Source organism: Mycobacterium sp. EPa45, assembly GCF_001021385.1.
In the GTDB taxonomy this organism is placed as follows: domain Bacteria; phylum Actinomycetota; class Actinomycetes; order Mycobacteriales; family Mycobacteriaceae; genus Mycobacterium.
The window spans coordinates 4,782,335-4,806,702 of the sequence record NZ_CP011773.1 but is presented as its reverse complement, the minus strand read 5'-3'; the positions used below and the strand labels follow the sequence as shown (position 1 = coordinate 4,806,702).

Genomic DNA, 24,368 nt, shown 5'->3' with positions numbered 1-24,368 from the left:
CGTGCGATTTTGTGTCTGTTCGCTCAAGGGTCACGCACTGATGCTAACGGCGTGAGGGATCCGGTTGCGGGATAGCGGCCAGCAACTTCTGCGTGTATTCGTGCCGTGGGTTGGCGAAGATGTCGTCGGCGTCGCCGTACTCCACCATCGCCCCGCGGTACATCACGACGACCCGGTTGGCCAGGTGCTTGACCACCGACAGGTCGTGCGAGACGAACAGATACGACAGGTTGAACTCGCGTTGCAGATCCAGCAGCAGGTTGATGATGCCGGCCTGGATCGACACATCAAGCGCGGACACCGGTTCATCGAGGGCGAGGATCTTCGGCTGCAGCGCCAGCGCCCTGGCGATGCCGATCCGCTGCTTCTGCCCGCCGGAGAACTCTTGCGCGTAGCGGCTGGCGTCGGCGCGGCGCAGCCCGACGATCTCCAGCAGTTCGGCAACCCGCGTGTCGATGCCATTCTTGTCAAAGCCGTTGGCGTGCAACGGCTCGGACAACAGTTCGAACACCGGAAGCCGCGGGTCCAGGGAGGCCACCGGGTCCTGGAACACCACCTGGAGGTCGCGGCGCAGCTCTCGGCGCCGGGCGCGTGTCAACGCGGCGACGTCATTGCCCAGCACCTCGATGGAACCCGACTGCGGTGCGGACAGGTCGAGGATCTGATGCAGGGTGGTCGACTTGCCCGAACCGGATTCGCCGACGATACCGAGCGTCTGCCCGCTGAGCAGATCGAAGCTGAGCCCGTCGACCGCACGGACCTCGCCGATGTGGCGGCGGAACACCACGCCCTTGGTCAACCGGTATGTCTTGACCAGGTCCTGCACCTTGATGACCACCTCGCGCTGCGAGGTGTCCGGTGCAGCCTCGGGCTGGGTGGTCACGCGAAAGATCTCCGCGGCGGTACGGCCCGTGACGTGCTCGGTGCGGATGCATGCCGCCAGGTGCTCCGGGGCCTGCGCGTCGACGGGGAGCAACGCAGGTTCTCCCGTGCGGCACTCCTCGATGGCCAGCGGGCAGCGCGGGGCGAACGGACATCCCGGCGGCAGGTCCACCAGCGAGGGCGGCGCTCCCGCAATCGGCACCAGCCGGGTGCCCTGCGGCGAATCCAGTCGCGGGACGGAACCCAATAATCCTGCGGTGTAGGGCATTCGGCGATCGCGGTACAGCTTGTCCACCGAGGCGACCTCGACGGGCCGCCCTGCGTACATCACCAACGCCCGGTCGGCGAACTCCGCGACCACCCCGAGGTCGTGGGTGATGATCAGCACACCCGCACCGGTGACGTCGCGCGCGGTCTTGAGCACCTCGAGGATCTGGGCCTGCACGGTCACATCGAGTGCCGTCGTCGGCTCGTCGCAGATCAACAGGTCCGGATCGTTTGCGATCGCGATCGCGATCACCACGCGCTGGCGCTCACCGCCGGACAACTCGTGGGGAAAGGCCCGCGCCCGCCGCTCGGGCTGCGCTATGCCGACCAGCTCGAGCAGTTCGACGGCGCGTATACGCGCGGCCCGCTTGCCGACATCGCGGTTGTGCACCGTGATGGCTTCGGCGATCTGGTCACCGACGGTGTACACCGGGGTGAGTGCCGACATCGGATCCTGGAACACCGTTCCGATGCGCCGGCCCCGGATCTTCGACATCTCACCGTCGGACAACCCGAGCAACTCCTGACCGGCCAGTCGCACCGAGCCGGACACCGAGGCGTACTCCGGCAGCAAGCCGATCACCGCCATCGCGGCGGCGGACTTGCCCGATCCGGATTCGCCGACCATCGCCACGACCTCGCGGGGACGGACCTGATAGGTCAGGCCGCGCACCGCAGTCAGGTCACCGCCGTCGGTCGGGAAACTGACGGCGAGATCGGTGATCTCGAGCAGGGTGTCGCTCATGACTTCTTGTGCTTCTTGCGGCCGCGACGCAGGGTGGCACTACCGGGATCCAGTGCATCACGAAGCCCGTCCCCGGTGAGGTTGGCGCACACCAGGATCAGCACCAGCACGCCGGCGGGGAACAGGAACACCCACGGGAACGTCGTCGCTGATTTGGTGCCGTCGGCGATCAGCGTGCCAAGCGAGATGTCGGGTGGTTGAATGCCGAAACCCAGGAAGCTCAGGCCGGTTTCGGCAAGGATCGCCACGGCCACGTTGAGCGCGGCGTCGATGATCAGGATCGAGGCGACGTTCGGGATGATGTGGCGGGTGATGATGCGCCTGCTCGAGACCCCCATATACCGTGCGGCCTGGACGAATTCGCGCTCCCGTAGGCTCATCGTGAGGCCGCGCACCATGCGGGAACTGACCATCCAGCTGAACCCGGCGAGCAGCACGATCAGCAATATGACGTTGCCCGAACCCTTGGTGACCGGCGTGAGGATCGCGATCAGGATGAACGACGGAACCACCAGCAGCAGGTCCACCACCCACATCAGTGTCCGATCGCGCCAACCGCCGAAGTAACCGGCGATGGAGCCGACGGTCGCGGCGATCCCCGTCGAGATCACCGCCACGCATACGCCGATGAGCATCGACTTCTGCATACCGCGCAGAATCTGGGCGAACAGGTCCTGGCCCAAGGCGTTGGTGCCGAACCAGTGGTCGGTGCTCGGGGGGTCTTGCAGCGCGTAGAAGTCGAGATCGGTGTAGGACCACGGCAATAGCGGCGGGAGGGCATAACAGCCGATGAACATCACGGCCGGGATCACCAGTGACGCCATCGCCGCCCGGTTGCGGGCGAAGCGGCGCAGCACCAGCGTCCGCCGCGAGGCGAACTCCTCGGGCTTCAGTCCCGAGCGCGCGGTGTCCGTCGTCTCCGTCACGTCACCCTCACCCGGGGATCCAGCATCGCGTAGATGACGTCGGAAAGCAGCCCGGCCAACAAGACCACCGCGCCGGAGAACACTGTGAGCGCCGCGACGATGTTGGTGTCCTGGGTGGCGATGCCCTGAACCGCCCACTCACCCATTCCGTGCCAACCGAAGATCTTTTCCACGAACACCGCGCCGGCCACCAAACCCGCCACGCCATAAGCGAACAGCGTTGCCATCGGGATCAGCGCGGTGCGCAACCCGTGCTTGAACAAGGCTCTGCGCCGGGTGAGCCCCTTCGCTCGGGCGGTACGGATGAAGTCCTGGCCGAGAACGTCGAGCATCGCATTGCGTTGATAGCGGCTGTAACCGGCGATCGCGCCGAGCGCGAGGGTGACTGATGGAAGAATCAAATGCTGCATCCGGTCGATGAACTGATTCCAGGCACCGCCGACAGCATCAGGTGACGTCTCGCCGATGTACTCGAAAATGTGCACCCCCACAATGGAATTCACCCGGAGCGCGGCCAGGATCGCCAAGTTCGCGATCACGAACGTCGGCGTACTGATGACCAACAGCGACAGCAGAGTGATCACCCGGTCGGATAGCCGGTATTGCCGAATAGCGCCCCAGGCGCCCACCACAACCCCGATCACCGTCCCTAGAACCGAGCCGATCACGAGCAGCCGCAGACTGACTCCGATGCGGCGCCACAGTTCGTCGGAGACGGGTTGACCGGTGACCGTGGTACCGAAATCGCCACGCACCGCGCCCGCCACCCAGTGGCCGTAGCGCAGCGGGATGGGCTTGTCGAGATCGAGCTCGGCGGCCTTGGCATCGATGACAGCCTGCGGCGGACGCGGATTGCGTTGCTGCAGGCTGTTCAACGGCGCGAACGTCAACGACGTCAGCGTGAAGGTGAGGAACGACGCGAGGGCCAGCAGCACCAGGTAGTTGAGCAGCCGACGCGCGAGGAATCGCGTCATGGGCGGCTGCGCGGGGCAGGGTGCATGCAGCACAGGGTAGGAGATAGTGGGTCGAAACGATGGGAAGACTCGGGCGCAGGCTGCGGGTTTAGCGTCGCGGGCCACGGGAAAACACAGGCGTGCACGTGAAGCAGCTCACACACCGGCTGATGCCGGCCGCGCTCGTCGCTCTTGCGATGACGACCCTGGTGGCTTGTCAAGACAAGGGCCCCAGTACCGACCAGAACACGACGGGCCTCAACCCGACGACGGTGCAGACCTCCAAACCGATGCTGCCCAGTTCATCGGTGGCGTCGGCCAGCCCGCAACCTCCGACACCCAGCGGCGGCTAACTAGCAGGTCAGCGGCTCGGAGTTTTGGGCACACAGCTCTTGGTTAACCAATTGCCAGCGGATTGGCAGGGGAGCCGGTCTGTGGAACTGGTCCGAGACCGATTGGAAGTGTCTAGATGTCGAACATCAAAACGCTGTCCGCCGTGGTCGGCGGCAGTGCAATCGTGGCCATGGGGGCATTGGCCGTCGCGGTGACCGAGCAAGGTACCGGAATGATCGTGTCCGACCCCGGTACGTTCACGTCGCCGGTGACCTCGTCGATGACGACGGGGGAGACGTCGAAGTCCACCACTGTGGAGCCGACCAGGACGCAGGAGTCGGCGTCCCCGCCGGTCACGGCCACGACTCCCGAGGCGCCGTAGTCGCGGGGGGTTGCAATCACGCTGATCGATGGTGGTGGCGGCGGTCGAAGCCGCAAATAGGATCGTCGGCCATGAGTGTCACCGACGAATATTTGGCCAACAATGCTGAGTACGCCAAGACATTCGCGGGACCGCTGCCACTGCCACCGAGCCGACATGTCGCCGTCGTGGCGTGCATGGACGCGCGGTTGGACGTGTACCGCATCCTCGGCCTCGGTGAGGGTGAAGCACATGTCATCCGCAACGCCGGGGGAGTGATCACCGACGACGAGATTCGCTCGCTCGCGATCAGCCAGCGACTGCTCGGCACCAAAGAGATCATCCTCATCCACCACACCGACTGCGGCATGCTGACGTTCACCGACGACGCGTTCAAGCGCGACATCCACGACGAGGTCGGTATCAAGCCGGAATGGGCCGCCGAAGCCTTTCCTGATCTGGCCGAAGATGTGCGTCAGTCGCTGCGACGCATCGAGCACAGCCCGTTCGTCACCAAGCACGAATCGCTGCGCGGCTTCGTCTTCGATGTGGCGACCGGCCGGCTCAACGAAGTCACTCTGTAGTTCTGCCTGCGCCGTAGTTCTGCCTGCGCCTAACCCTTGACTTGAGCCAACGTGCTGGCTAAATTCCGGGTTAGCTTTGTAATTCTGGTCAAACCTACCAACTTTACGAGGAAACCATGGCTAGTCCAGCGGTCGAGACCCCCACACCGGGGCAGTACGAGCTGAGTCACCTCCGGTCGCTCGAGGCCGAGGCGATTCACATCATCCGCGAGGTCGCGGCCGAGTTCGAACGGCCGGTGCTGTTGTTCTCCGGTGGCAAGGACTCGATCGTGATGTTGCATCTGGCGATCAAGGCGTTCGCTCCCGGGCGGCTGCCGTTCCCGGTGATGCACGTCGACACCGGTCACAACTTCGAAGAAGTGATCGCCACCCGCGACGCGCTCGTCGAGCGCTATGGGCTGCGGCTGGTGGTCGCCAGCGTTCAGGACGACATCGACGCCGGCCGGGTCGTCGACAACGGGCCGTCGCGCAACCCGCTGCAGACCGTCACGTTGTTGCGGGGGATCCGGGAGAACAAGTTCGACGCCGCCTTCGGCGGTGCTCGCCGTGACGAGGAGAAGGCCCGGGCCAAGGAGCGGGTCTTCAGCTTCCGGGACGAATTCGGCCAATGGGATCCGAAGGCGCAGCGCCCCGAGCTGTGGAACCTCTACAACGGACGCCACCGCAAGGGCGAGCACATCCGGGTGTTCCCGCTGTCCAACTGGACCGAGTACGACATCTGGGCCTACATCGGCGCCGAGGAGATCACCCTCCCGGGCATCTACTACGCGCACCCCAGGCAGGTGTTCCAGCGTGACGGAATGCTGTTGGCCGTCCACGAGTTCCTGCAGCCCGCGCCCGACGAGAAGGTGTTCGAGACCTCGGTGCGGTTCCGCACCGTCGGCGACGTGACATGCACAGGATGCGTGGAGTCCACCGCCGCCACCGTCGACGAGGTGATCGAAGAGACCGCGTTGTCGCGGCTGACCGAGCGCGGCGCCACCCGCGCTGATGACCGTATTTCCGAAGCCGGCATGGAAGACCGTAAGCGGGAAGGGTATTTCTGATGGCCGGGGCGAGCGAAGCGACGGGGAATGCAGTGGTTTGCGCGAAGAAGAGAGTGAGAAGCTGATGGCAACGCTTCTGCGGATCGCGACCGCCGGTTCGGTCGACGACGGCAAGTCCACGCTGATCGGCCGGTTGCTCTACGACTCCAAGGCCGTGATGGAAGACCAGCTCGCTGCGGTTGAGCGGACGTCGCGCGAACGGGGCAACGATTACACCGACCTTGCCCTGGTGACCGACGGCCTGCGCTCCGAGCGTGAGCAGGGCATCACCATCGACGTCGCCTACCGCTATTTCGCCACGGCCAAGCGGAAATTCATCATCGCCGACACGCCGGGGCACCTTCAGTACACCCGCAACATGGTCACCGGGACCTCGACCGCGCAGCTGGCAATCGTGCTCGTCGACGCGCGGCACGGTCTGCTCGAGCAGTCCCGCCGGCATGCGTTCCTGGCCTCGCTGCTGGGTGTGCAGCACGTGGTCTTGGCCGTCAACAAGATGGACCTCATCGACTGGGACCGTGAACGTTTCGAGTGGATCCGCGAGGAGTTCCACGCCTTCGCAGCCCGCCTCGACATCCATGACGTGACCACCATCCCGATGTCGGCGCTCAACGGCGACAACGTGGTCACCAAGTCGGACAAGGCACCCTGGTATGACGGCCCGCCGCTGCTGAGCCACCTCGAAGACGTCTACATCGCCGGTGACCGCAATCTCGTAGACGTGCGGTTCCCCGTGCAATACGTGATCCGGCCACAGACGATCGAACACGCCGACCATCGCAGCTATGCCGGCACGATCGCCAGCGGTGTGATGCGTCCAGGTGACGAGGTCGTCGTACTGCCCAGCGGAAAGACCAGTCGTATCACCGCAATCGACGGCCCGACCGGCCCGGTCGAGGAAGCGTTCCCGCCCATGGCGGTATCGATCAGTCTCGCCGACGACATCGACATCTCGCGCGGTGACATGCTGGCCCGCCCGCAGAATCAGCCGGTGGCCACCCGGGAATTCGACGCCACCGTCTGCTGGATGGCCGACGAGTCCGCGCTGGAGCCCGGGCGCGACTACATCATCAAGCAGACCACCCGTACGACGCGGGCGCGGGTCGCTGCCCTGGACTATCGCCTGGACGTCAACACCCTGCACCGGGACAAGAGTGCAACGGCGTTGAAGCTCAACGAACTCGGCCGGGTCACCCTGCGCACCCAGGTGCCGCTGTTGCTCGACGAATACTCGCGCAACGCCGCCACCGGGTCGTTCATCCTCATCGACCCCGACACCAACGTGACCGTCGCTGCGGGAATGGTTCGTGACACCGCGCCGGCGGCCGCGCGAACCGCGTCGCCGAACACCGTGCGCCACCAGTCGTTGGTGACCACGGGTGACCGACTGACGAAGGGCCGTACGCTGTGGTTCACCGGCCTGTCCGGCTCCGGCAAGTCATCGATCGCAGTGCTGGTTGAGCAGAAGCTGCTCGAACACGGTTGCCCCGCTTACATTCTCGACGGAGACAACTTGCGGCACGGACTCAATGCCGACCTCGGCTTCTCGATGGCGGACCGCGCGGAGAACTTGCGGCGGCTGGCCCACATCGCCACCTTGATGGCCGATGCCGGGCTGACGGTCTTGGTGCCGGCCATCAGTCCCCTCGAGGAACACCGGGAACTGGCTCGCAAGGTGCACGCCGACCAGGGAGTGGAGTTCTTCGAGATCTTTGTCGATACCCCGCTGGAGGACTGCGAGCGCCGTGATCCCAAGGGGCTGTATGCGAAGGCTCGCGCGGGTGAGATCACCCACTTCACCGGGATCGACAGTCCCTACCAACGACCGAAGAACCCGGATCTGCGGCTGACCCCCGAGCGCGAGTGCGACGAGCTGGCCCAGCAGGTCATCGACCTATTGGAGGGTCCCGAGTGACCGACCACGAGCTGGCGGCCGAGCTGGCGACCCAGGCAGGCAAGTTGCTGCTCGACGTGCGGGCCGAGCTGGCCGATGCGTCCGGTGCTGAGCGAAAAGCCGCGGGTGACAAGCGATCCCACGAGTATCTGATGGAGGCGCTGGCTGCAGCGCGGCCCGACGACGCCGTGCTTTCGGAAGAGGGCGCCGACGACCCGATCCGGCTGCGCAGCTCGCGGGTGTGGATCGTGGACCCGCTCGACGGTACCCGAGAATTCTCCGAACTCGACCGTGACGACTGGGCCGTGCACGTCGCGCTCTGGGAGGACGGCGAGCTGATCGCCGGCGCGGTTGCGTTGCCCGCGCAGGGCATCACCTTGGCCACCCCGGCTGTGCTGGCGCCGCCAGCCGCGCCTCAGGTTCCGCGGATCGTGGTGTCGCGAACCCGACCTCCTGCGGTCGCGCTGCAGGTCCGCGACGCGCTGGGTGGGGTGCTGGTCGAAATGGGTTCTGCCGGAGCCAAAGTCGCGGCCGTGGTGCAGGGCCGCGCAGATGTCTACGTGCACGCAGGCGGGCAGTACGAGTGGGATTCGGCCGCGCCGGTAGCGGTGGCCCGCGCCGCAGGTCTGCATACGTCCCGTATCGACGGGTCCCCGCTGCGGTACAACCGGCCCGACCCGCTGCTGCCCGATGTCGTGGTGTGCCGCCCTGAATTGGTCGAGGCGGTGCTGGCCGCGACGCAGTAGCGTTGCGCCGTGACTGAACTCAACACCCTGCGCGGCCTCGCAGGCCTTCCACTGGACCCACCGAGCCTGAGCACCTCGACACTGATACTGGTCGACTGCCAGAACACGTACACCCAAGGCGTCATGGAGCTCGACGGTGTGCAAGCCGCACTCGACGAGGTAGCTGCGTTGCTGGATCGTGCCCGTACGGCCGGCATCCCGGTGATCCATATCCAGCACGACGACGGCCCGGGGTCGCTCTACGACATCAGCGGCGAGAGCGGTGCGATCGTGTCCCGGGTCGCGCCACGCGACGGCGAGCCGGTCGTGGTCAAGAACTATCCGAACTCGTTCGTGCACACCGATCTGGAGGAACGGCTCAAATCGGTCGGCGCCGAGAACCTGATCATCGGCGGATTCATGACGCACATGTGTGTGAACTCCACCGCGCGAGGTGCGTTCAACCTCGGCTACGCGCCCACTGTGGTGGCGGCTGCGACCGCGACGCGATCGTTGCCAGGTGTTGACGGCGGCGACGTGCCTGCGGCAACTCTGCAGGCGGCAAGCCTCGCCGCGCTGAGTGATTTGTTCGCTGTCGTCGTGCCTGCAGGGCAAGCCATCCCAGACTGAGGACGCCCCCGGGCCGATACCTGAGAAGCTGGGCCCCCAAACCTGAGAAAAGACAGCCCCCGGTCGGGTCTGTCAGCGGTGAGTCGTAGCAAATTTGTTGTCACGGCGAACGCTGAGTACTTTGCTGACAGCCCCAAGAGAGTCGTATATATGCACGTCAAGCCGATATTTGACTCTGCGCGGAGCTTCTCTCGAGAAAATTTTGACCTGTGCGTTAGGAAAAATTTTCGGCGAAAACGTCAATTTTGGATTTCCCTCAGGTTTCTCTCAGGTATCTTCGGCTTTGTCAGTGTTGACCCCAGCCCGGGAGGGATGAAATGGAAATCTCCATACGCTCACAACTTGTTGCGGGAACTGCCGCCGTTGTCGGCGCCAGCGCGATTGCAATGACGCCGGTAACGCAGGCCAATCTCGCATTGCCTGACCTCCACCTGCCGTCGGCCAACCAGGTCGCGCTGGCTGGGTTCGACAGCCCACTGTCTGAGCTCCTCCTCAGCCTGGGTGCGGCAAACAAGTACACCTTCGACGTGGCCGCTCCTTTGCTGCCACTCCCGGCGCCGTGGAGCACCCCGGCGGCAAATGGTCTCCTACCTCAGATCATCAAAGACCATCTGCCGATCGTGAGTCAGTTGGGTCTCAACGGATCCGACTATCTCTTCCAAACCGGCAAGGGGCTGGGGACCAGTGCCTTGGTCCTCAGCGAGGGTTTCTGGAATGCCGCCGGACAGGCGCTGTCCTTGGACATTCCCGGCGCTATCAACACTGTGGTTGCCGCTATCTCGGCCGCCGGCCAGGAAGCGCTCGCCACCGGGCAATACGTCTTGACGGGCGTGGTCACCCGCGCTGCCGCGGTCGCCACCGCATTGGCCGCGTTGACGCCGCAGATTTCCACCGCCGTGGTGAATCAGGGCCTGGTCGTAGCGGGAAGGTTCGTGAAAATCTTCCAGGACGCCGCTGCCGCGCTGAGCACGGCGAATCCCATCGAGAACACCTGGAATGTCGTCGTTGACGGCCTATTCGGGCCTACTGGCCTTCCAGGCACCCTCACCGCGCTCACGATCGGACCGGGCGTGCCGGCGCCAGCTCCGATTTCGGCATTCGTTCCGAGCGTGCGCACGGTCATCTCGACGGTCGTCAAGGACGTTCAGACCGCGCTGGGGACCACCAACCCGGCTCCGCCGCCTGCCGCGGCGAAGACCGCATCCCCCTCGGCATCGGCCCTGCGGGTGGCGGCCGTGGACCAGTCGTCGCCGGCCGACGACAGCGGTGCCGGCAACTCCAAGTCGAGTAGCGGGGGATCCTCCGCTACTGATCACTCGAACAGTGGCAACGCGAACAGTGGCAACTCCGGTAAGTCCGGAGGTAAGCACGGTGTCGCAGGCTCGAAGCGGCCGGCCAAGGCCTCGGCCGGCGGCTCGTCGGAGTAGTTCCGCACGCAACGGGATGCCCCTCCTTTTCAACTGTGTGAAAAGGAGGGGCATCTCTGCTTTCCCATTCGTCAAATTAGCTCGATTACTCGAATTTGAATTGGGTCTTTCTCTCTAAGTTTCCTCTCAGGTATTCTTAAGCCGGAAATTGGCCGGGGTCGCCTGGAGGGAGCAGACGGTGCGGCGCGGGATTGGTGCGATCTTCACGACGGGAGTAGCCCTGATCGGCGCTACGGTCGTGGTCGTCAACCCGGTTTCGGCGCCCCAGTCGGATGTCCGCGTTCCTCCGGTGAAGCTCTCGGCCGACAGCACGACATCAACCGCAGCACTCGACCGGGCGCTGCTCGACACGCTGACGCGGGATGCCGGTAACTCGAGTGCGGCGGACCCGTTCAAGAGAGTGGTCGCCGGAGTCGTCACCAATGTCACGATGCTCAGTGGGCGAGCGGTGGATGAAGCGCTGTGGAGCGAGACCCCCGGGAAACCGGCGCCGAGTCGCATTCCGTCCCCACAGCCGTATGTACCGCCCAAGGCGGTCGCCGACCTTCTCAGTGGCAAGCCGGCCACTGTCGCGCCGGTCAACGCTTCTCCGGTGGTGATCGAGGATCGCGCCCTGCAGCACGCTGTGACGTCGGTGGCCGACTACGTCGGCTATGTCAGCGTGCAGGTCGTCGAAGCCACCGTCGCCGCCGCTCGGATCGCCGTCGCCAAGCCAAGATTGATCGCGGACACGCTGGCTGCGCTCACCGACGGTGACGTCGACGCCGCGATCAGCACTGCGCTTCGGGTAGTCGCGGTACCCGTGGGTCCGCCGTCGAGGATCGTCAAGGCGATCCGCACCGAGGTTCGTCAGCGGCTGACCGAGCTGGCTGACATTCTGCGCCGGCCCGCACAGTCTCGGCCGAAAGCGACGCCGACGGTCACCCTGTCCGGGACCGCCGACAGCTTGGCGTCGTTGCGCCGCACGCTGAGTCACCGGCGGGGAGTGGCCGCCTCGGCCAAGCCGGGCGCGTCCACGAAACCGGGCCCGTCGGCTAAGCCGGGGCCGTCGGCCAAGCCGGGGATCTCGACCGATCCGGCCGACACCGACATCGCGGCGGCCGCTGTCGACCCGACGCAGGCAGTGCCCAACGGAGCCACGGATCTGAGCGACGGAAACAAGGCGGTGCCGCGTACGAAGGCTTCGCAGTCCCCGGTCCAGCGGCGGGCCGAGAATCCGGTCAACCAGGTTCGCACGTCGCTCGACCGGTTCGCCGACACCCTGCGTAAGGCACTCACTCCGCATCAGCCGCCTCAGCACAACGACGCCGCACCGGCACCTGCGCCAGACGCCTCGTGACAAGGCTGCCGTGGTGGCAGTGGCAGAATTCGCGGGATGCGGATGTCAGCGAAGGCGGAGTACGCCGTCCGCGCCATGATCCAGCTCGCGTCCGTCGACACAGGCGCGCTGGTCAAGACAGACGACCTGGCCAAGGCTCAGGGCATCCCCGCGCAGTTCCTGGTCGACATCCTTTCTGATCTGCGCACCGACCGGCTGGTGCGCAGTCACCGCGGCCGTGACGGCGGCTACGAATTGGGCCGGCCGGCCGCCGACATCAGCATCGCCGACGTGTTGCGCTGTATCGATGGGCCATTGGCCAGCGTGCGTGACATCGGGCTGGGCGACCTGCCCTACAGCGGGCCCACGGCCGCACTGACCGATGTGTGGCGCGCGCTGCGTGCCAGCATGCGGTCGGTGTTGGAGGAGACCAGCCTGGCCGACGTGGCGAGCGGACACCTGCCCGGCCACGTTGCCGATCTGGCCCGCGCATACCTCAAACAGGAGGACCGGCGCGGGCACAGCGGCTAGCCGGCTCCGGATCCGTACGGCCGGGTGATGATCTCCAGGTAGTGGCCCGCCGGGTCGCGGAAGTACACGCCGCGGCCGCCGTCGTTGTGGTTGATTTCGCCCGGCCGGGCGGCGCGGGGGTCGGCCCAATGCGGCAGCCCTCGGTCGGAGATCTTTCCGTAGATCGCGTCGAAGTCGTCCTCGGACACCAGAAACGCGTAGTGCTGCGGGTGAATTGGCTCATCGGCCGGCACGTCGGCGAAGTCGAGGCTGAGTCCATGGTCGAGGGTGACCACAAGGAAATGGCCGAACGGCACCGGATCCGGTAGCCCGAAGAGCTCGGTCAGGAACCGAGCAGACATCTGCTTGTCGTGTGCGGCGACGATGGTGTGGTTGAGTGCGATTGCCATTACCTTTGCCAGTCAAGCACTTTCGGCCCTGCCCTGCAATGAACCTGCGCTGGCCCGATCACGGCCTCTTCATGCCGTACCGTCTGTGAGTTATGGCAACACCGCAGACCCGGGTCGAAAAATTGGGCAACATCGGGCCCAACTGGTTCGCGTCGGTCATGGGTACCGGGATCGTGGCTACCGCGGGCGCGACGCTGCCGGTCCACGTCCCGGGGCTCCGGGGCTTCGCCGAGATGGTCTGGGTGATCGCCACGGTATTGCTCGCCGTGCTGATCGCGATTGTCGGCCTGCACTGGCTGCGCCATCCGACGGTCGCCCGCACCCACGCCCGCAATCCGCAGATGGCGCACTTCTACGGCGCGGCGCCGATGGCGCTGTTGACCGTCGGCGCCGGCGCGGTGCTGGTCGGCCGCGACCTCATCGGCGATCGGCTCGCCATCGACCTGGACTGGGTGCTGTGGACGGCAGGCACCATCGGCGGACTGTTCACCGCGGTGAGCATTCCGTTTCTCATGTTCACCCAGCACAACGTCGAACCCGACGCCGCGTTCGGCGGCTGGCTGATGCCGGTGGTCCCACCGATGGTCTCGGCGGCAACGGGTGCCCTGCTCATCCCGCACATGGTGCCGGGAACCGGCCGCGCCACCATGCTCTACGGCTGTTATGCGATGTTCGGACTCTCGCTGGTGGCCGCGTTCATCATCATCACCATGATCTGGAGCCGGCTGGTGCTCTACGGAACATCCGGCACGGCGAGGGTGCCCACGCTGTGGATCGTGCTCGGTCCCGTCGGCCAATCCATCACCGCCGCAGGGCTTCTCGGGCATGTCGCCGCTCTCGCTGTGCAGCAGGAGCTGGCCGAGGACCTGAACGCGTTCGCGGTGATCTTCGGGGTCCCGGTGTGGGGTTTCGCGGTGCTCTGGATCGCGCTGGCCACCTCGCTGACGATCCGCACCCTGCGACGCGGCATGCCGTTCGCGTTGACCTGGTGGAGCCTGACATTCCCGGTGGGCACGTTCGTCACCGGCACCACGCAGCTGGCCGTGCACACCGACCTGCCGGCCTTCAAGGTGGCGGCCGGACTGGCCTACGTCGGGCTCTTGAGCACGTGGCTCCTGGTTGCCGTGCGCACCACCCGGGGCAGTCTGCGTGGCAACCTGCTCAACCCGCCACCGGCTGCCGGGCCGATCAAGGCCTACAAGGACCCCGCCCGGTAAGCCCTTCTCCGCCCAAACCGACATTTCGCCGGGATAGTGCGAGTAGAGACCGACAAAACGTCGATCTCGGTGGCTAGGCCGATTTGCGGGCGGTCAACTCCAGGGCGATGTTGTCCGGATCGCGGAACTCGAGGATGTAGGCCACGCCGATGTCCTTGATCGGCTCGTGTGCGATACCGAGTGCGTCGAGGTGGGCGGCGGCCTGCTCCAGGTCCTCGAGGCTGGGCAGGCCGAAAGCCAGATGGTCGAGGCCGACCCGATCCTCGTCGAAGGCACCCGTACCGGTGGGACGCAGCCCGATCAGGTTGTCGCCGATGTTGTAGATGACCCCGCCGAACAGGAATGAGAGCTGCTCACGGGTCGCGTCATCGGCGTCCTCCGGCAGCTCGGCGAACACCGGCCAGCCGAAGACGCTGTCGTAGAAGCGACGTGAGGTGGCGATGTCTGTGACGGTCAGCCGCACGTGGGCAATGGCAGAAGTGGCGATCGACATGTGATCCATCCTGTCAGTAGGACGGATCAACGCAGGCCCCGCGTGTGCCGTGCCAGAATCGCGAGCGTGCAGATAGGCATGACCTTGCCGGTGATGGAGCCGGACGTCGACGCGGACATTCTCAAGCGCTGGGCGCAGACGATCGACGAGGGGCCGTTCTCCTCGCTCTGTTGGGGGGAGCGGATCGCGTTCGGCAACCCGGATTCCCTGACGCTGCTGGGGGCGTTGTCCGGCTGGACCGAACGGGTGCCGCTGGTGGCCACCGTCGTCGTTCCCCAGCTGCACGATTCAGTGATGCTCGCGAAGGGACTCGCGACCGGTGACCTGCTCTGCGGCGGGCGGCTGACCGTCGGTTTCGGGGTGGGCGGCCGGCATGAGGACTATCGCGCCGTCGGCGCCGATCCGAAGACACAGACCATGCGTAACATGGCCGAGCGGGTGGCGATCATGAAGCGGGTCTGGGCAGGGGAGAAGATCACCGAAACGGTCTTGCCCGTCGGACCACGCCCCGCCCGCGACGGCGGACCGCGGCTGCTGGTCGGCACCACCGGGCCCAAGACGATTCGCAGCGCCGCGCAATGGGCCGACGGCCTGGCTGGCATTTCGCTGGACCTCGACCTCGACAAGGAGACCGCGCTGTTCGACGTTGCTCGCGATGCATGGGCCGCCGCGGGTAAGTCCAAACCCCATCTGGCGACGTCCTTTTGGTTTGCCCTCGGCGAAGGGGATGCACCCCGCGAACAGGTGATCCGGCATCTGCACCACTACATGAACTGGCTTCCGCGGGAGATCGTCGAGGTGATCGCGCCGACCAGCGGGTGGGCCGGCACCGAGGACGAGCTTGTGTCGGTGCTGCGCAGGTTCGCCGAAATCGGGGCTGACGAGGTGCATCTCATCCCGACCAGTTCCGACATCGACCAGCTGCGCCGCGTGGCCGATCTTGTCGGCGAGATTTCCGCCCAAACCGACATTTCGGCGTAGTAATACGAGTGGAACTCGCCAATACAAAGATGTCGAGCCAGAAGGACGTGCCATGACCCAGCCGTACGGTAACTACCAGCTCGAGATCTACTTCCAAGGGCTCACGGGCACATTGCCCAGCCTGCCCATGTCCTTTGCGGGGCTGGAAGCCCGTGCCGCGCAGACACTTTCACCGTCGCTCTGGTCGTACGTGGCGGGCGGCGCCGGCGACGAACGCACCCAGCGGGCCAACGTCACCGCGTTCGACCAGTGGGGTCTGATACCGCGGATGCTCGTGGGTGCGACTGAGCGCGACCTCTCGGTCGAGCTGTGGGGACGGCGCTGGTCCGCGCCGGTGTTCATGGCGCCGATCGGAGTGATCGGCTTGTGCACCCAGGACCAGCACGGTGATATCGCAGCCGCGCGGGCGGCCGCCCATACCGGTGTGCCGATGTGCGTCTCGACGCTGACGATGGACCCCATGGAGGACGTCGCCGCCGAATTCGGCGATACGCCAGGCCTTTTCCAGCTGTACACTCCGACCGATCGTGAGATGGCGGAGAGCTTCGTGCACCGGGCCGAGGCCGCCGGTTACACCGGCATCGTGGTCACCCTGGACACCTGGGTGCCTGGGTGGCGCCCACGTGATCTCTCAACCGCCAACTTCCCGCAGCTGCGCGGCAAGTGTCTGTCCAACTACATCAGCGACCCGGTGTTTCGTGCCAAGACCGACGTCGACATTGACGCCGACCCACGCAACGCGGTGATGGCGTGGGTCAGCACATTCGGAAACTGTGTGAGCTGGGACGACCTACCGTGGCTGCGGTCAATGACCTCATTGCCGTTGATTCTCAAGGGGATCTGCCACCCCGATGATGCCCGTCGCGCCATCGACGCCGGCGTCGACGGCATCTACTGCTCCAATCACGGCGGCCGGCAAGCCAACGGCGGCCTTCCGGCGCTGGACTGCCTGCCCGGGGTGGTGGCCGCCGCAGGTGACGTCCCGGTGCTGTTCGACTCGGGAATCCGTTCCGGCGCCGATATCGTCAAGGCTCTGGCCATGGGCGCCAAGGCGGTCGGCATCGGCCGGCCCTACGCCTATGGTGCGGCGCTGGCCGGCACCGACGGAATCGTGCATGTGCTGCGTTCGCTGCTGGCCGAGGCGGATCTGATCATGGGAATCGACGGCTACCGGACTCTGGCGGATCTGACGCCCGACGCGTTGCGGCCCGTGCGACAGTAAGTCCATGCCGCAACCGCCGACCAGGGTCACCCGACTGCCGGAGAAGCAGAACACCGAACGCTCGCGGCTCGACGAGCTTCTGGATGCCACTCCGCTGGCCACCGTCGCGCTGATTCGCGCTCGCCATCCGGTGATCTTTCCGATCGGCTTCGCCCGCATCGGTGATGAACTGGTGATCCACGGCTCGACTGGCTCACCTTGGCTGCGCCAGCTCGCCGGGGGCGCCGACGCCGCGGTTTCAGTCACCGCGCTGGACGGAGTGTTGGTGGCGCGCAGTGGTTTTGAGTCATCCTTTCAGTTTCGAAGTGCCACGTTGTTCGGAACCTTCGAGCCGATCGAGGAACCCGACAAGATCCGCTATCTCGAGACCCTGACCGACACCTTCATCCCCGGCCGGGTGGCTGAGCTGCGCGCCAGCTCGCGCAAGGAGCTGGCCGCAACCATGGTGCTGCGGCTGGCGATCACCGAGGACAACTGGTCACTGAAGATCGGCGACGGCTGGCCCGAGGATGGCGAAGACGACGTCGCCGCCGGGGCATGGGCCGGCGTGGTCCCGCTGACCACGGTCTACGGCGAGCCGCGGCGAGCGCCGGATTGCGAGCCCGGCACCCCGATTCCGCCGTCGGTCAGGGCGATGACTGGTGAGCTGTCGAACCGGCGGGGGAGGCAGTTTCGCTGACCAGTGGTTTCGGCCGCAGTATCAGGCTGAATACCAGCGCAACGACGCCGATCCCGGCGGCGATCCAAAACGCATGCTGGAACGTCGAATCCGTGCCGGAGCCGACGATCGGACCCGCCCACGCGAAGCCGAGCGTGAAGCCCATGCCATAGCTGGCGTTGGCGATGCCGGGCAGCGCGCCGGGCGCCTCGTCGGATGCCTGCAGGACACCCAATGAGCTCAGCGGGGTGAGTATGACTGCGTAACAAGTGAATCCGAAGACCGCCATCAGCGCAACCACCGCGTACTTGTGGTCGGCGAAGACCGCCGTCGCAGCGATGACCACGATCGAGGCGACGATTCCGGCGCGCATCACGGTGACGAAACCCACCCTGACGGCGAGGCGGCCGACGAATGGCGAGGTGAGGACCTGTACGACCGCACCGGGCGTGAGGAACAGCAATGCCGTCGTCGTCGCGTCGAGCCCGAATCCAGAATCGGGGTCTTCGCTCATGCTCGGCACGACGAACCCGAGCACCACCATGAACGACGCCATCACCAAGATGGTGACGACGATCAACGGCCAGGCCTCCCGCGACCGCAGATGCTTGAGTCCGATGAGGGGATGCTCGACACGATTGTTCGCGACGACCAACGCAACCGCAGCCACGATGGTCACGGCCAAGTAGACCAGCGCTGGCGTCGACGTCCACCCGGCGTGCCCGCCGTCGGACAAGAACATCGTGATCCCGCCGACGGTCAACGCGATGAAAACGGCACCGACCCAGTCCATCCGGCCTTCACCGCGGGCGCCCTCGTCGGCAGGAACCCATTTCCACACAAAGACGACGGCGATGAGGCCGACGACCAGAATGAGGGCGAAGATCGAGCGGTAGCCGAACGCGTCGGTCATGACTCCGGCCAAGAACGCGTCGCCGCCGGCCACCCCGCCGTTGATCGATGCCATCACCCCGCAACACACGCCGAATGTCGCGCCGGACAACCGGGCTCGAAGGATCAGGAACGCCAGTCCGTAAGTGATGTTGGACGCGCCCTGCAAAAACCGACCGACCACCACGATGGGCAGCGAAGTGCTCAGGCACAGCACCGTCCCGACGCACATCACGATCACGATGCCGATCAGGACGCGCTTGCGGCCGATGTAGTCACTCCATCGGATCAGCACGACGTTGGCGATCGCCCCGGCCAGATAGAACGGGGTCGACATGGCGACGAACGCACCGGGGCCCAGCGTTTGATTGATATCGCGCACGGCCGGCGCCAGCATGGTGGCATTCAGCGAAAACGACATCAGCGAGAAGACAAGGGCAGCAACCAGCAGGACGATCTGTCGGCGGGACAGCGAATCAGTCTCGGCCGACGCGGGTAGCTGCTTCACGATGCGAGCATCGTAAGTGACGACGCTGTCCCGCGCCGGGGTTCAGCGGCCGCCCCGCGGACCCAGCAGAGTGCGCCAGAATTGCCGGAACCAGTCGGGGAACGCGGTGTCTTCAGGTTTGCGTTGCGGGCGCTGGTCGTCTCGACATTCGTCGCCTCGGTCGTGAGGGCTGGAGTCATGCTCAGCCACAGCGGATTCCGTACTTCTCGGCTAGCGCCGGCCTGGCCCGATGGGACCCGGGCCGACGGGTCCGGGGCCTACCGGACCGGGGCCGACCGGTCCAGGACCCAGGGGACCGACCCCGGCCGGGCCGACATAACAGCATGGGTTGATGTACACCGTCACGTCGTCGTAGTACTCGCACTGATTGGTCTCCCAGTTGAAGTACATCCCGGCGCCGCAGCCGTCGTCGGCCGAACTCGCTGATGCCCACGCGATTCCGGCGACGGGCACGCAGGACGCAACTACCGCGTAGGCGACCAGCCGACTGATTCGATTTCGCATAGGGCCTCGCTTGTGCCGACGGGTGTCCCACCGTATCCAACGACCGGCATGACGTCAGGCGAACGGGGGGCAGTGATGCCGAAATTCACGCCGGCAGCTCGTCGGCCGGCCGGCGGGCGATGGCGGCCAGCCATTCGGCGCTGACGGTCAGGTCGTCGAGTTGGCGGTCGATGCCCTCGATGCGGTGAGTGAGGTCCCGCAGTTGCCTCGCCAGATCGGCGCGCTCCCTGACCAGCTTCGACCGCAATCGCTCGACCATCGCCAGCAGCGACTGAGCTTCCGAACTCGTCGGCATTTCGGCGGTCGCGGTCATCGGCGTCTCCTAGGGGAGGGAAATATCCCTATACCCCCGGCTCGCACTCCCTGAACATCGAATTTTCGCGCTCAGGGCAGGTGGCGTGAGGGGCTAAACGGCGGCCCGATCGGCACGGTCTCCCGCACTGCTGCGGGCGGCGATCAGATGCAGGATCAAACCGACCGCCAGCAGGATCGCCCCGAACAACCACACCTTGGCACTCTGCTGGGTGAGCAGCAGCAGGCACGACGCCACACCCAGTACCGGCACCGCAGTCCACACCCGGAAGTGCGAATGGGTCACGGTGTCGCGGCGCAGCGCCAGCACCGCGACGTTGGTCGAGATGAAGACGAACAACAGCAGCAGCACCACGGTTTCGGCCAGCGTCGACAACTCCCCGATCGTGGTCAGCAGCATCGCCACGATCGTGGTGTCGATGATCGCGGCCCACGGTGTGCGCCGATTCGGCAACACCGCCCCGAGCGCGCGAGGAAGCAGGCGATGCTCGGCCATGCCGAAGGTCAGCCGGCTCGCCATGATCATCGTGAGCAATGCACCGTTGGCCACGGCGACAAGGGCGATGAGACTGAACACCTTGTTCGGGATGCCGACGCCCGAGGCGCCGACGACGGACAACAGCGGGCCCGACGACTTCGACAACTCGTCCGGCGGCAGAGCGATGGCGCTGGCGAGTCCGACCAACGCGTAGACGACGCCGGCCGTGACGAGCGCGCCGAATAGCGCCCGGGGATAGACCCGGCTGGGGTCGCGGATCTCCTCGGCCACGTTGGCCGACGTCTCGAATCCGACGAAGGAGTAGTACGCGACGATCGCCGCACCGAGGATCGCCAGCGCGGGCGATGCGCCGGGCGGGAAGGCGGTGACCCGCGAGACGTCGCCGCCGCCGCGGCTCATCAGGATGCCCACCGCGACCACGACGATGATCAGTCCGCTGAGCTCGATGACCGTCATCACCGTGTTGCTCTTGACCGACTCGCTGATGCCCCTGGCGTTGAGGCAGGCCACGAGGAGCAGGAACACCAGTGCGGCCGGGACCGCGGGTACGTCGATGAACGTCTTGAGATAGTCACCGGCGAATGCCAGCGCGAGCCCGGCCGCGCTGGTCACGCCCGCCGCGAGCATGCTGAAGCCGACGAGGAACGAGATGGCCGGGCGCTTGAATGCGCGCTCGGCGAAGACCGCAGCACCGCCGGCCCGCGGATACTTGGTCACCAGCTCGGCGTACGAGCCGGCCGTGCACAACGCAAGCAGCATCGCGATCAGCAGCGGCGCCCAGAGCACCCCGCCGACCTTCTGGGAGAGCACACCCATCAGCGCGTAGACGCCCGCGCCGAGGACGTCGCCGAGGATGAACAGGTAGAGCAGCGGCCCGGTGATCTTCCGCTTCAACTTGGTGTCGGTGTCGTGCGCCAGTGCGTCGGTAACCATGGCGTGGGGGATAGCCGTTTGACGGCGAAAAATACCGCCAAGTCAGGCGAGAACGCGGTCGGCTTCCCGCAGGCCGCTCAGGTATGCGCCGTGCACGGTGCCGAACCACTCGGGATTGGTGGCCTCGCCGGCGAACATCAGGCGCTCGCCCACCGGCTCCGCGAGGGCGTTCATATCGTCCGGGCTCGACCCGACGGCGATGAAACTGTAGGAGCCCCGGGCGTATTGGTCCGTACCCCATCTCGTGACGATGGAGCCCGTCGGCTTCGGTGCGTCGATCGCGGTGATCAGTTCGTTGACCGCGTCAGAATCGGACATCGACTCGCGTGACCATGCGGCCTGCCCGCCGCGCAATCCCACCAGCAGTGGCTTACCCGCGAAGATGAGTCCGTTGACCAGATCGGTGACGGGTTGATTGTTGCCGACGAGTCCGATCATCGGCGTGGATTCCGGCCAGAACGGTTTGTCGAAAGCGACGACGACCTTGTTCAACAAGCCGAATCCAAGCCGCCCGATGGCGTCGCGTTTGGCCTCCGGCAACGGTGGGTCGAACACGATTTTTTCGGCCTTGAGCACTCCGAGCGGAACCGTCACGATCACCCGGTCGGCGGTGACTTCGCCCTGTGCGGTCTCGAGGCGAACCTGTCCGCCGCTGTGTGCGATCCGCTTCACCTCGGTGCTTGTCCGGATGTCGAGTCCCTTGGCGAGGTTCTGCGACAGTTGGGCGTAGCCGCCCGGCAGGATGACGTCGGGCCCCTTGAACTGTCCTTCGCTGCCGAGCCAGCGCAGGGACATCTGGTTCGGGTCGGCCGCATACTCGCCCGCGATCCGGGAGGTCACGTTCCATGCGACCAGCGGGTCGTCGAGGTTCGCTATCCCGATCAGCCCGTCGGCCACCGACTCTTTGGTCGAGGCGTCGCCGCTGAGGTCGTCGAGTTTGTGGGCGATCCTGCGCCAGTCTTCGGCCGACGCCGCCGCGGCCTTCTGGGCGACGATCTCGTGATTCTCGACCAGGACGAAGTCCTCGAAATCGGTCGGCACCGTCTTGGCCCCGACGTCTTGGGCAAGCTTGGTCAGCGGATTGTTCTCGGTGCCGTGGATCCACGAGGCGCCGATATCGATGGGCACCCCCAGCGAGGTGTCTGTTTGTGTCCGGCCGCCGATTCGATCCCGCGCCTCCAGCACCGTCACTTTCAGACCGGCATCGGTCAGCTTTCGTGCCGCCGCGAGCCCGGAGAAGCCGGCGCCGACGACGACCACGTGATCACGATGTCTTTCGTCCGCGCCGCTGCATCCTGGCAACAACGGTGCCGCCACCACCGCGCTGAAGCCCAGCAGGAACTCGCGCCGCCCGACCGAACGCATGGCGGTGAGGCTAGCCGCTGACCCGAGGGCTGATCCGGGAATCGCAGATCTCACCCCGGCGGTTCGCCGCGTGGCGATCGAGAACCTTTGCTATGCACTAACCGTGCAATCCACGCGGACCGGACCGCTGACGCCCAAGCCCGTGCCGACCGTTGTAGATGTGTGCCGAAGGCTGGTCGGTAATCCTTTCTTCGAAACCCTGATCGTGATCGTGATCATGATCAACGCCGCCATGCTGGGGGCGGAAACCTTCCCCACCGTGTCGGGCGGACTCGATCACGCCTTCGACGTGGGCTACAACGTGATCCTCGCCATCTACGTCGTCGAACTGCTGATCCGGCTCACCGCGGCCGGGTGGAACCCCCGTGAGTTCGTCAGGACCCCGTGGAACATCTTCGACTTCATCGTGATCGTCGCGTCCTTCGTGCCCGGCCTGCGAACGACCGCGATGCTGCTGCGCCTGGTTCGCCTGGCGCGGATCGTGCGCATCATCCGGTTCCTGCCCGACCTGCACGTGGTCATCGGCGCGATCGCGCGAAGCATCCCGGGGGTGGCGTCACTTGCGGCGGCCACCGCCCTGCTCATCTACATCTACGGGATGCTCGGCTGGGTGTTCTTCGGCAATTACGCTCCCGAGCACTTCGGGAACGTCGGCCGCGGGATGATGACGATGTACGTGATGCTGACGCTGGAGAACCTGCCCGAGAACGTGGACATGGGACTGAAGGTGTCGCCGTGGTCGGTGCTGTTCTTCATCAGCTACACGGTCATCCTCAGCTTCCTGGTGTTCAACCTGTTCATCGGCATCGTGCTGAACTCGATGGAGGAGGCGCGCGCGGCCGACCGCCGGAAGCACGAGAGCGATGACCTGCTCGAGCGGTTGCGCATGGCGCGTCAGGCGCTCGAGGACGCCGAGCGGGAACTGCAGCGGACGCATCGCGACGACAGGAAGTAAGACCCCGGCGGTCGTCCGCAGCTGTGAGTTGAGGCGTTTCCGGCCCTGCGCAAGGGCACCGTGATTAACTGGCGTCTTCTCAAGATCTGGCAGTTTTGGCAAATAGAGGGGCCCGCGTTCATGAACTCAGCACAGTGCTTACGACGAGTTGTCGTTGCCGGAAGTTTGACGGCGGCGATTGCGTTGTCGTCGGCCGCGGTCTCCTCAGCGGACCCGATCATGGACGCGCTGGCTAACACGTCATGCACTTACCCGCAGGTGACGGCGGCCCTTAATGCGGAGGCTCCGGCCCTGGGTAGACAGCTTCGCGCACGGCCCGATATGCAGGCGAATATCCAGCAGTTCCTAGCCATGCCGATGGACCAGCGCCAGCAGGCGCTGGCGCAGCAGCAAGCAGCCAACCCACAGTTGAACGCGATGATCTTCGCGCAGATCGGACCGCAGATTACGCAGGTCGCGAACACCTGCATGAATTACTGACTCCGCGTTTGGCCGGGTTTTCGGGCCGGCTGGGTCGGCTGCGCCGACGGGCCCAACCGCACACCGTAAACGCGGTTATGCTATTTGCACTGCACCGTAATCGACCCGATTGGGGCCGGCTGGGGTGCACAGAATTCGGCTATGCCCGCTTTTGCTGCGCCGCCTGCTGCGGAATTCGTGGAAGTGACGAAGAAACCACCAGCGACATGTCATTTCGGCAACCGTTCCCCCCAGCGTCGGCGTAGGGTCTTCACAGAGTTACCGCCGGGTAGGCCGCCGGGCGGATGAACGTGTTCTAAAACCAAGATTTGTCGCACGCGTAAAGCTAGAGTCGCACCT

26 protein-coding genes are annotated in these 24,368 nt (G+C 65.5%); 15 read left to right on the top strand and 11 right to left on the bottom strand.

The window, feature by feature from the left end; all coding sequences use genetic code 11:
- Nucleotides 1-43 precede the first annotated feature (43 nt).
- From AB431_RS22685 to AB431_RS22675, 3 genes are read right to left on the bottom strand one after another with little or no spacing between them, the layout of a single operon-like run.
- Nucleotides 44-1,894 carry an ABC transporter ATP-binding protein gene (locus AB431_RS22685; RefSeq protein ID WP_047331827.1) on the bottom strand — a complete coding sequence of 617 codons (1,851 nt, stop codon included), beginning with the start codon at nucleotides 1,892-1,894 and terminating at the stop codon, nucleotides 44-46.
- Nucleotides 1,891-2,787, bottom strand: a complete 897-nt coding sequence (locus AB431_RS22680; protein WP_144418510.1) for an ABC transporter permease — start codon at nucleotides 2,785-2,787, stop codon at nucleotides 1,891-1,893. The genes AB431_RS22685 and AB431_RS22680 overlap by 4 nt, the downstream gene beginning before the upstream one ends.
- Nucleotides 2,788-2,816: 29 nt before the next feature.
- A complete protein-coding gene (locus tag AB431_RS22675) occupies nucleotides 2,817-3,794 on the bottom strand; it encodes an ABC transporter permease (RefSeq protein WP_047333712.1) in 978 nt (325 codons plus the stop codon).
- A 125-nt stretch (nucleotides 3,795-3,919) separates the two neighbouring features.
- Between AB431_RS22675 and AB431_RS22670 the strand changes: the two genes are divergently transcribed.
- Nucleotides 3,920-4,126, top strand: coding sequence for a hypothetical protein (locus AB431_RS22670; RefSeq protein ID WP_144418347.1), 207 nt, complete (start codon nucleotides 3,920-3,922; stop codon nucleotides 4,124-4,126).
- A gap of 112 nt (nucleotides 4,127-4,238) precedes the next feature.
- Here the strand turns inward: AB431_RS22670 and AB431_RS22665 are convergent, their stop codons facing one another.
- On the bottom strand, nucleotides 4,239-4,508 hold the full coding sequence (locus tag AB431_RS22665; RefSeq protein WP_047331824.1) for a hypothetical protein: 270 nt from the start codon (nucleotides 4,506-4,508) through the stop codon (nucleotides 4,239-4,241).
- A 51-nt stretch (nucleotides 4,509-4,559) separates the two neighbouring features.
- Between AB431_RS22665 and AB431_RS22660 the strand changes: the two genes are divergently transcribed.
- From AB431_RS22660 to AB431_RS22625, 8 genes are all read left to right on the top strand, one after another.
- Entirely contained in the window at nucleotides 4,560-5,051 is a 492-nt protein-coding gene (locus AB431_RS22660; RefSeq protein WP_047331823.1) for a carbonic anhydrase, read from the top strand.
- A gap of 116 nt (nucleotides 5,052-5,167) precedes the next feature.
- Nucleotides 5,168-6,097 carry a sulfate adenylyltransferase subunit CysD gene (gene cysD / locus AB431_RS22655; RefSeq protein WP_047331822.1) on the top strand — a complete coding sequence of 310 codons (930 nt, stop codon included), beginning with the start codon at nucleotides 5,168-5,170 and terminating at the stop codon, nucleotides 6,095-6,097.
- Between the two features lie 64 nt (nucleotides 6,098-6,161).
- The gene (cysN, locus tag AB431_RS22650; RefSeq protein WP_047333711.1) at nucleotides 6,162-8,012 is read left to right on the top strand and encodes a sulfate adenylyltransferase subunit CysN; all 1,851 of its coding nucleotides are present in this window, start codon (nucleotides 6,162-6,164) and stop codon (nucleotides 8,010-8,012) included.
- On the top strand, nucleotides 8,009-8,737 hold the full coding sequence (locus AB431_RS22645; RefSeq protein WP_047331821.1) for a 3'(2'),5'-bisphosphate nucleotidase CysQ: 729 nt from the start codon (nucleotides 8,009-8,011) through the stop codon (nucleotides 8,735-8,737). Before cysN ends, AB431_RS22645 begins: the two co-directional genes overlap by 4 nt.
- A gap of 9 nt (nucleotides 8,738-8,746) precedes the next feature.
- The gene (locus tag AB431_RS22640) at nucleotides 8,747-9,346 is read left to right on the top strand and encodes a cysteine hydrolase family protein (protein WP_047331820.1); all 600 of its coding nucleotides are present in this window, start codon (nucleotides 8,747-8,749) and stop codon (nucleotides 9,344-9,346) included.
- 386 nt (nucleotides 9,347-9,732) lie between these two features.
- Nucleotides 9,733-10,773, top strand: coding sequence for a hypothetical protein (locus tag AB431_RS22635; protein ID WP_047331819.1), 1,041 nt, complete (start codon nucleotides 9,733-9,735; stop codon nucleotides 10,771-10,773).
- 178 nt (nucleotides 10,774-10,951) lie between these two features.
- A complete protein-coding gene (locus AB431_RS22630; RefSeq protein ID WP_047331818.1) occupies nucleotides 10,952-12,112 on the top strand; it encodes a hypothetical protein in 1,161 nt (386 codons plus the stop codon).
- A gap of 36 nt (nucleotides 12,113-12,148) precedes the next feature.
- The gene (locus AB431_RS22625) at nucleotides 12,149-12,622 is read left to right on the top strand and encodes an RrF2 family transcriptional regulator (RefSeq protein ID WP_047331817.1); all 474 of its coding nucleotides are present in this window, start codon (nucleotides 12,149-12,151) and stop codon (nucleotides 12,620-12,622) included.
- Here the strand turns inward: AB431_RS22625 and AB431_RS22620 are convergent.
- On the bottom strand, nucleotides 12,619-13,011 hold the full coding sequence (locus AB431_RS22620) for a VOC family protein (RefSeq protein WP_047331816.1): 393 nt from the start codon (nucleotides 13,009-13,011) through the stop codon (nucleotides 12,619-12,621). The genes AB431_RS22625 and AB431_RS22620 overlap by 4 nt on opposite strands.
- A 92-nt stretch (nucleotides 13,012-13,103) precedes the next feature.
- Here AB431_RS22620 and AB431_RS22615 point away from each other — a divergent pair, with 92 nt between their 5' ends.
- Nucleotides 13,104-14,228, top strand: a complete 1,125-nt coding sequence (locus tag AB431_RS22615) for a TDT family transporter (protein WP_047331815.1) — start codon at nucleotides 13,104-13,106, stop codon at nucleotides 14,226-14,228.
- A gap of 73 nt (nucleotides 14,229-14,301) precedes the next feature.
- On the opposite strand, the gene AB431_RS22610 is transcribed toward AB431_RS22615, so the two are convergent.
- Nucleotides 14,302-14,721, bottom strand: coding sequence for a VOC family protein (locus AB431_RS22610; protein WP_047333710.1), 420 nt, complete (start codon nucleotides 14,719-14,721; stop codon nucleotides 14,302-14,304).
- 78 nt (nucleotides 14,722-14,799) lie between these two features.
- On the opposite strand from AB431_RS22610, the gene AB431_RS22605 reads away from it, so the two are divergent.
- From AB431_RS22605 to AB431_RS22595, 3 genes are read left to right on the top strand one after another with little or no spacing between them, the layout of a single operon-like run.
- Nucleotides 14,800-15,702, top strand: a complete 903-nt coding sequence (locus AB431_RS22605) for an LLM class flavin-dependent oxidoreductase (RefSeq protein ID WP_047331814.1) — start codon at nucleotides 14,800-14,802, stop codon at nucleotides 15,700-15,702.
- A gap of 52 nt (nucleotides 15,703-15,754) precedes the next feature.
- Entirely contained in the window at nucleotides 15,755-16,924 is a 1,170-nt protein-coding gene (locus tag AB431_RS22600; RefSeq protein WP_047331813.1) for a lactate 2-monooxygenase, read from the top strand.
- Between the two features lie 4 nt (nucleotides 16,925-16,928).
- Entirely contained in the window at nucleotides 16,929-17,603 is a 675-nt protein-coding gene (locus tag AB431_RS22595; protein ID WP_047331812.1) for a pyridoxamine 5'-phosphate oxidase family protein, read from the top strand.
- Here the strand turns inward: AB431_RS22595 and AB431_RS22590 are convergent.
- The 5 genes from AB431_RS22590 to AB431_RS22570 all read right to left on the bottom strand — a co-directional run bounded on the left by AB431_RS22590 (nucleotide 17,551) and on the right by AB431_RS22570 (nucleotide 22,594).
- The gene (locus AB431_RS22590; protein WP_235435737.1) at nucleotides 17,551-18,981 is read right to left on the bottom strand and encodes an MFS transporter; all 1,431 of its coding nucleotides are present in this window, start codon (nucleotides 18,979-18,981) and stop codon (nucleotides 17,551-17,553) included. The two genes, AB431_RS22595 and AB431_RS22590, sit on opposite strands and share 53 nt — an antisense overlap.
- A gap of 210 nt (nucleotides 18,982-19,191) precedes the next feature.
- Entirely contained in the window at nucleotides 19,192-19,485 is a 294-nt protein-coding gene (locus AB431_RS30605; protein ID WP_047331810.1) for a hypothetical protein, read from the bottom strand.
- Between the two features lie 85 nt (nucleotides 19,486-19,570).
- Nucleotides 19,571-19,798, bottom strand: coding sequence for a hypothetical protein (locus tag AB431_RS22580; protein WP_047331809.1), 228 nt, complete (start codon nucleotides 19,796-19,798; stop codon nucleotides 19,571-19,573).
- 93 nt (nucleotides 19,799-19,891) lie between these two features.
- The gene (locus tag AB431_RS22575; protein WP_047331808.1) at nucleotides 19,892-21,229 is read right to left on the bottom strand and encodes an APC family permease; all 1,338 of its coding nucleotides are present in this window, start codon (nucleotides 21,227-21,229) and stop codon (nucleotides 19,892-19,894) included.
- A gap of 42 nt (nucleotides 21,230-21,271) precedes the next feature.
- Nucleotides 21,272-22,594: an FAD-dependent oxidoreductase gene (locus tag AB431_RS22570; RefSeq protein ID WP_047331807.1), complete on the bottom strand. Its 1,323-nt coding sequence runs from the start codon at nucleotides 22,592-22,594 to the stop codon at nucleotides 21,272-21,274.
- A 103-nt stretch (nucleotides 22,595-22,697) separates the two neighbouring features.
- Here AB431_RS22570 and AB431_RS22565 point away from each other — a divergent pair, with 103 nt between their 5' ends.
- Nucleotides 22,698-23,549, top strand: coding sequence for an ion transporter (locus tag AB431_RS22565; protein WP_047333709.1), 852 nt, complete (start codon nucleotides 22,698-22,700; stop codon nucleotides 23,547-23,549).
- Nucleotides 23,550-23,669: 120 nt separating this feature from the next.
- Nucleotides 23,670-24,029 carry a hemophore-related protein gene (locus AB431_RS22560; protein WP_047333708.1) on the top strand — a complete coding sequence of 120 codons (360 nt, stop codon included), beginning with the start codon at nucleotides 23,670-23,672 and terminating at the stop codon, nucleotides 24,027-24,029.
- Nucleotides 24,030-24,368: the final 339 nt, after the last annotated feature.

Bases quoted from the DNA above. Each gene is read 5' to 3' on its own strand.
- cysN (WP_047333711.1), top strand. From the start codon at position 6,162: ATGGCAACGCTTCTGCGGATCGCGACCGCCGGTTCGGTCGACGACGGC.
- AB431_RS22600 (WP_047331813.1), top strand. From the start codon at position 15,755: ATGACCCAGCCGTACGGTAACTACCAGCTCGAGATCTACTTCCAAGGG.
- AB431_RS22605 (WP_047331814.1), top strand. From the start codon at position 14,800: ATGACCTTGCCGGTGATGGAGCCGGACGTCGACGCGGACATTCTCAAG.
- AB431_RS22575 (WP_047331808.1), bottom strand. From the start codon at position 21,229: ATGGTTACCGACGCACTGGCGCACGACACCGACACCAAGTTGAAGCGG.
- AB431_RS22685 (WP_047331827.1), bottom strand. From the start codon at position 1,894: ATGAGCGACACCCTGCTCGAGATCACCGATCTCGCCGTCAGTTTCCCG.
- AB431_RS22675 (WP_047333712.1), bottom strand. From the start codon at position 3,794: ATGACGCGATTCCTCGCGCGTCGGCTGCTCAACTACCTGGTGCTGCTG.
- cysD (WP_047331822.1), top strand. From the start codon at position 5,168: ATGGCTAGTCCAGCGGTCGAGACCCCCACACCGGGGCAGTACGAGCTG.
- AB431_RS22620 (WP_047331816.1), bottom strand. From the start codon at position 13,011: ATGGCAATCGCACTCAACCACACCATCGTCGCCGCACACGACAAGCAG.
- AB431_RS22570 (WP_047331807.1), bottom strand. From the start codon at position 22,594: ATGCGTTCGGTCGGGCGGCGCGAGTTCCTGCTGGGCTTCAGCGCGGTG.
- AB431_RS22560 (WP_047333708.1), top strand. From the start codon at position 23,670: ATGAACTCAGCACAGTGCTTACGACGAGTTGTCGTTGCCGGAAGTTTG.
- AB431_RS22660 (WP_047331823.1), top strand. From the start codon at position 4,560: ATGAGTGTCACCGACGAATATTTGGCCAACAATGCTGAGTACGCCAAG.
- AB431_RS22580 (WP_047331809.1), bottom strand. From the start codon at position 19,798: ATGACCGCGACCGCCGAAATGCCGACGAGTTCGGAAGCTCAGTCGCTG.
- AB431_RS22635 (WP_047331819.1), top strand. From the start codon at position 9,733: ATGACGCCGGTAACGCAGGCCAATCTCGCATTGCCTGACCTCCACCTG.
- AB431_RS22615 (WP_047331815.1), top strand. From the start codon at position 13,104: ATGGCAACACCGCAGACCCGGGTCGAAAAATTGGGCAACATCGGGCCC.
- AB431_RS22625 (WP_047331817.1), top strand. From the start codon at position 12,149: ATGCGGATGTCAGCGAAGGCGGAGTACGCCGTCCGCGCCATGATCCAG.
- AB431_RS30605 (WP_047331810.1), bottom strand. From the start codon at position 19,485: ATGCGAAATCGAATCAGTCGGCTGGTCGCCTACGCGGTAGTTGCGTCC.
- AB431_RS22595 (WP_047331812.1), top strand. From the start codon at position 16,929: ATGCCGCAACCGCCGACCAGGGTCACCCGACTGCCGGAGAAGCAGAAC.
- AB431_RS22610 (WP_047333710.1), bottom strand. From the start codon at position 14,721: ATGTCGATCGCCACTTCTGCCATTGCCCACGTGCGGCTGACCGTCACA.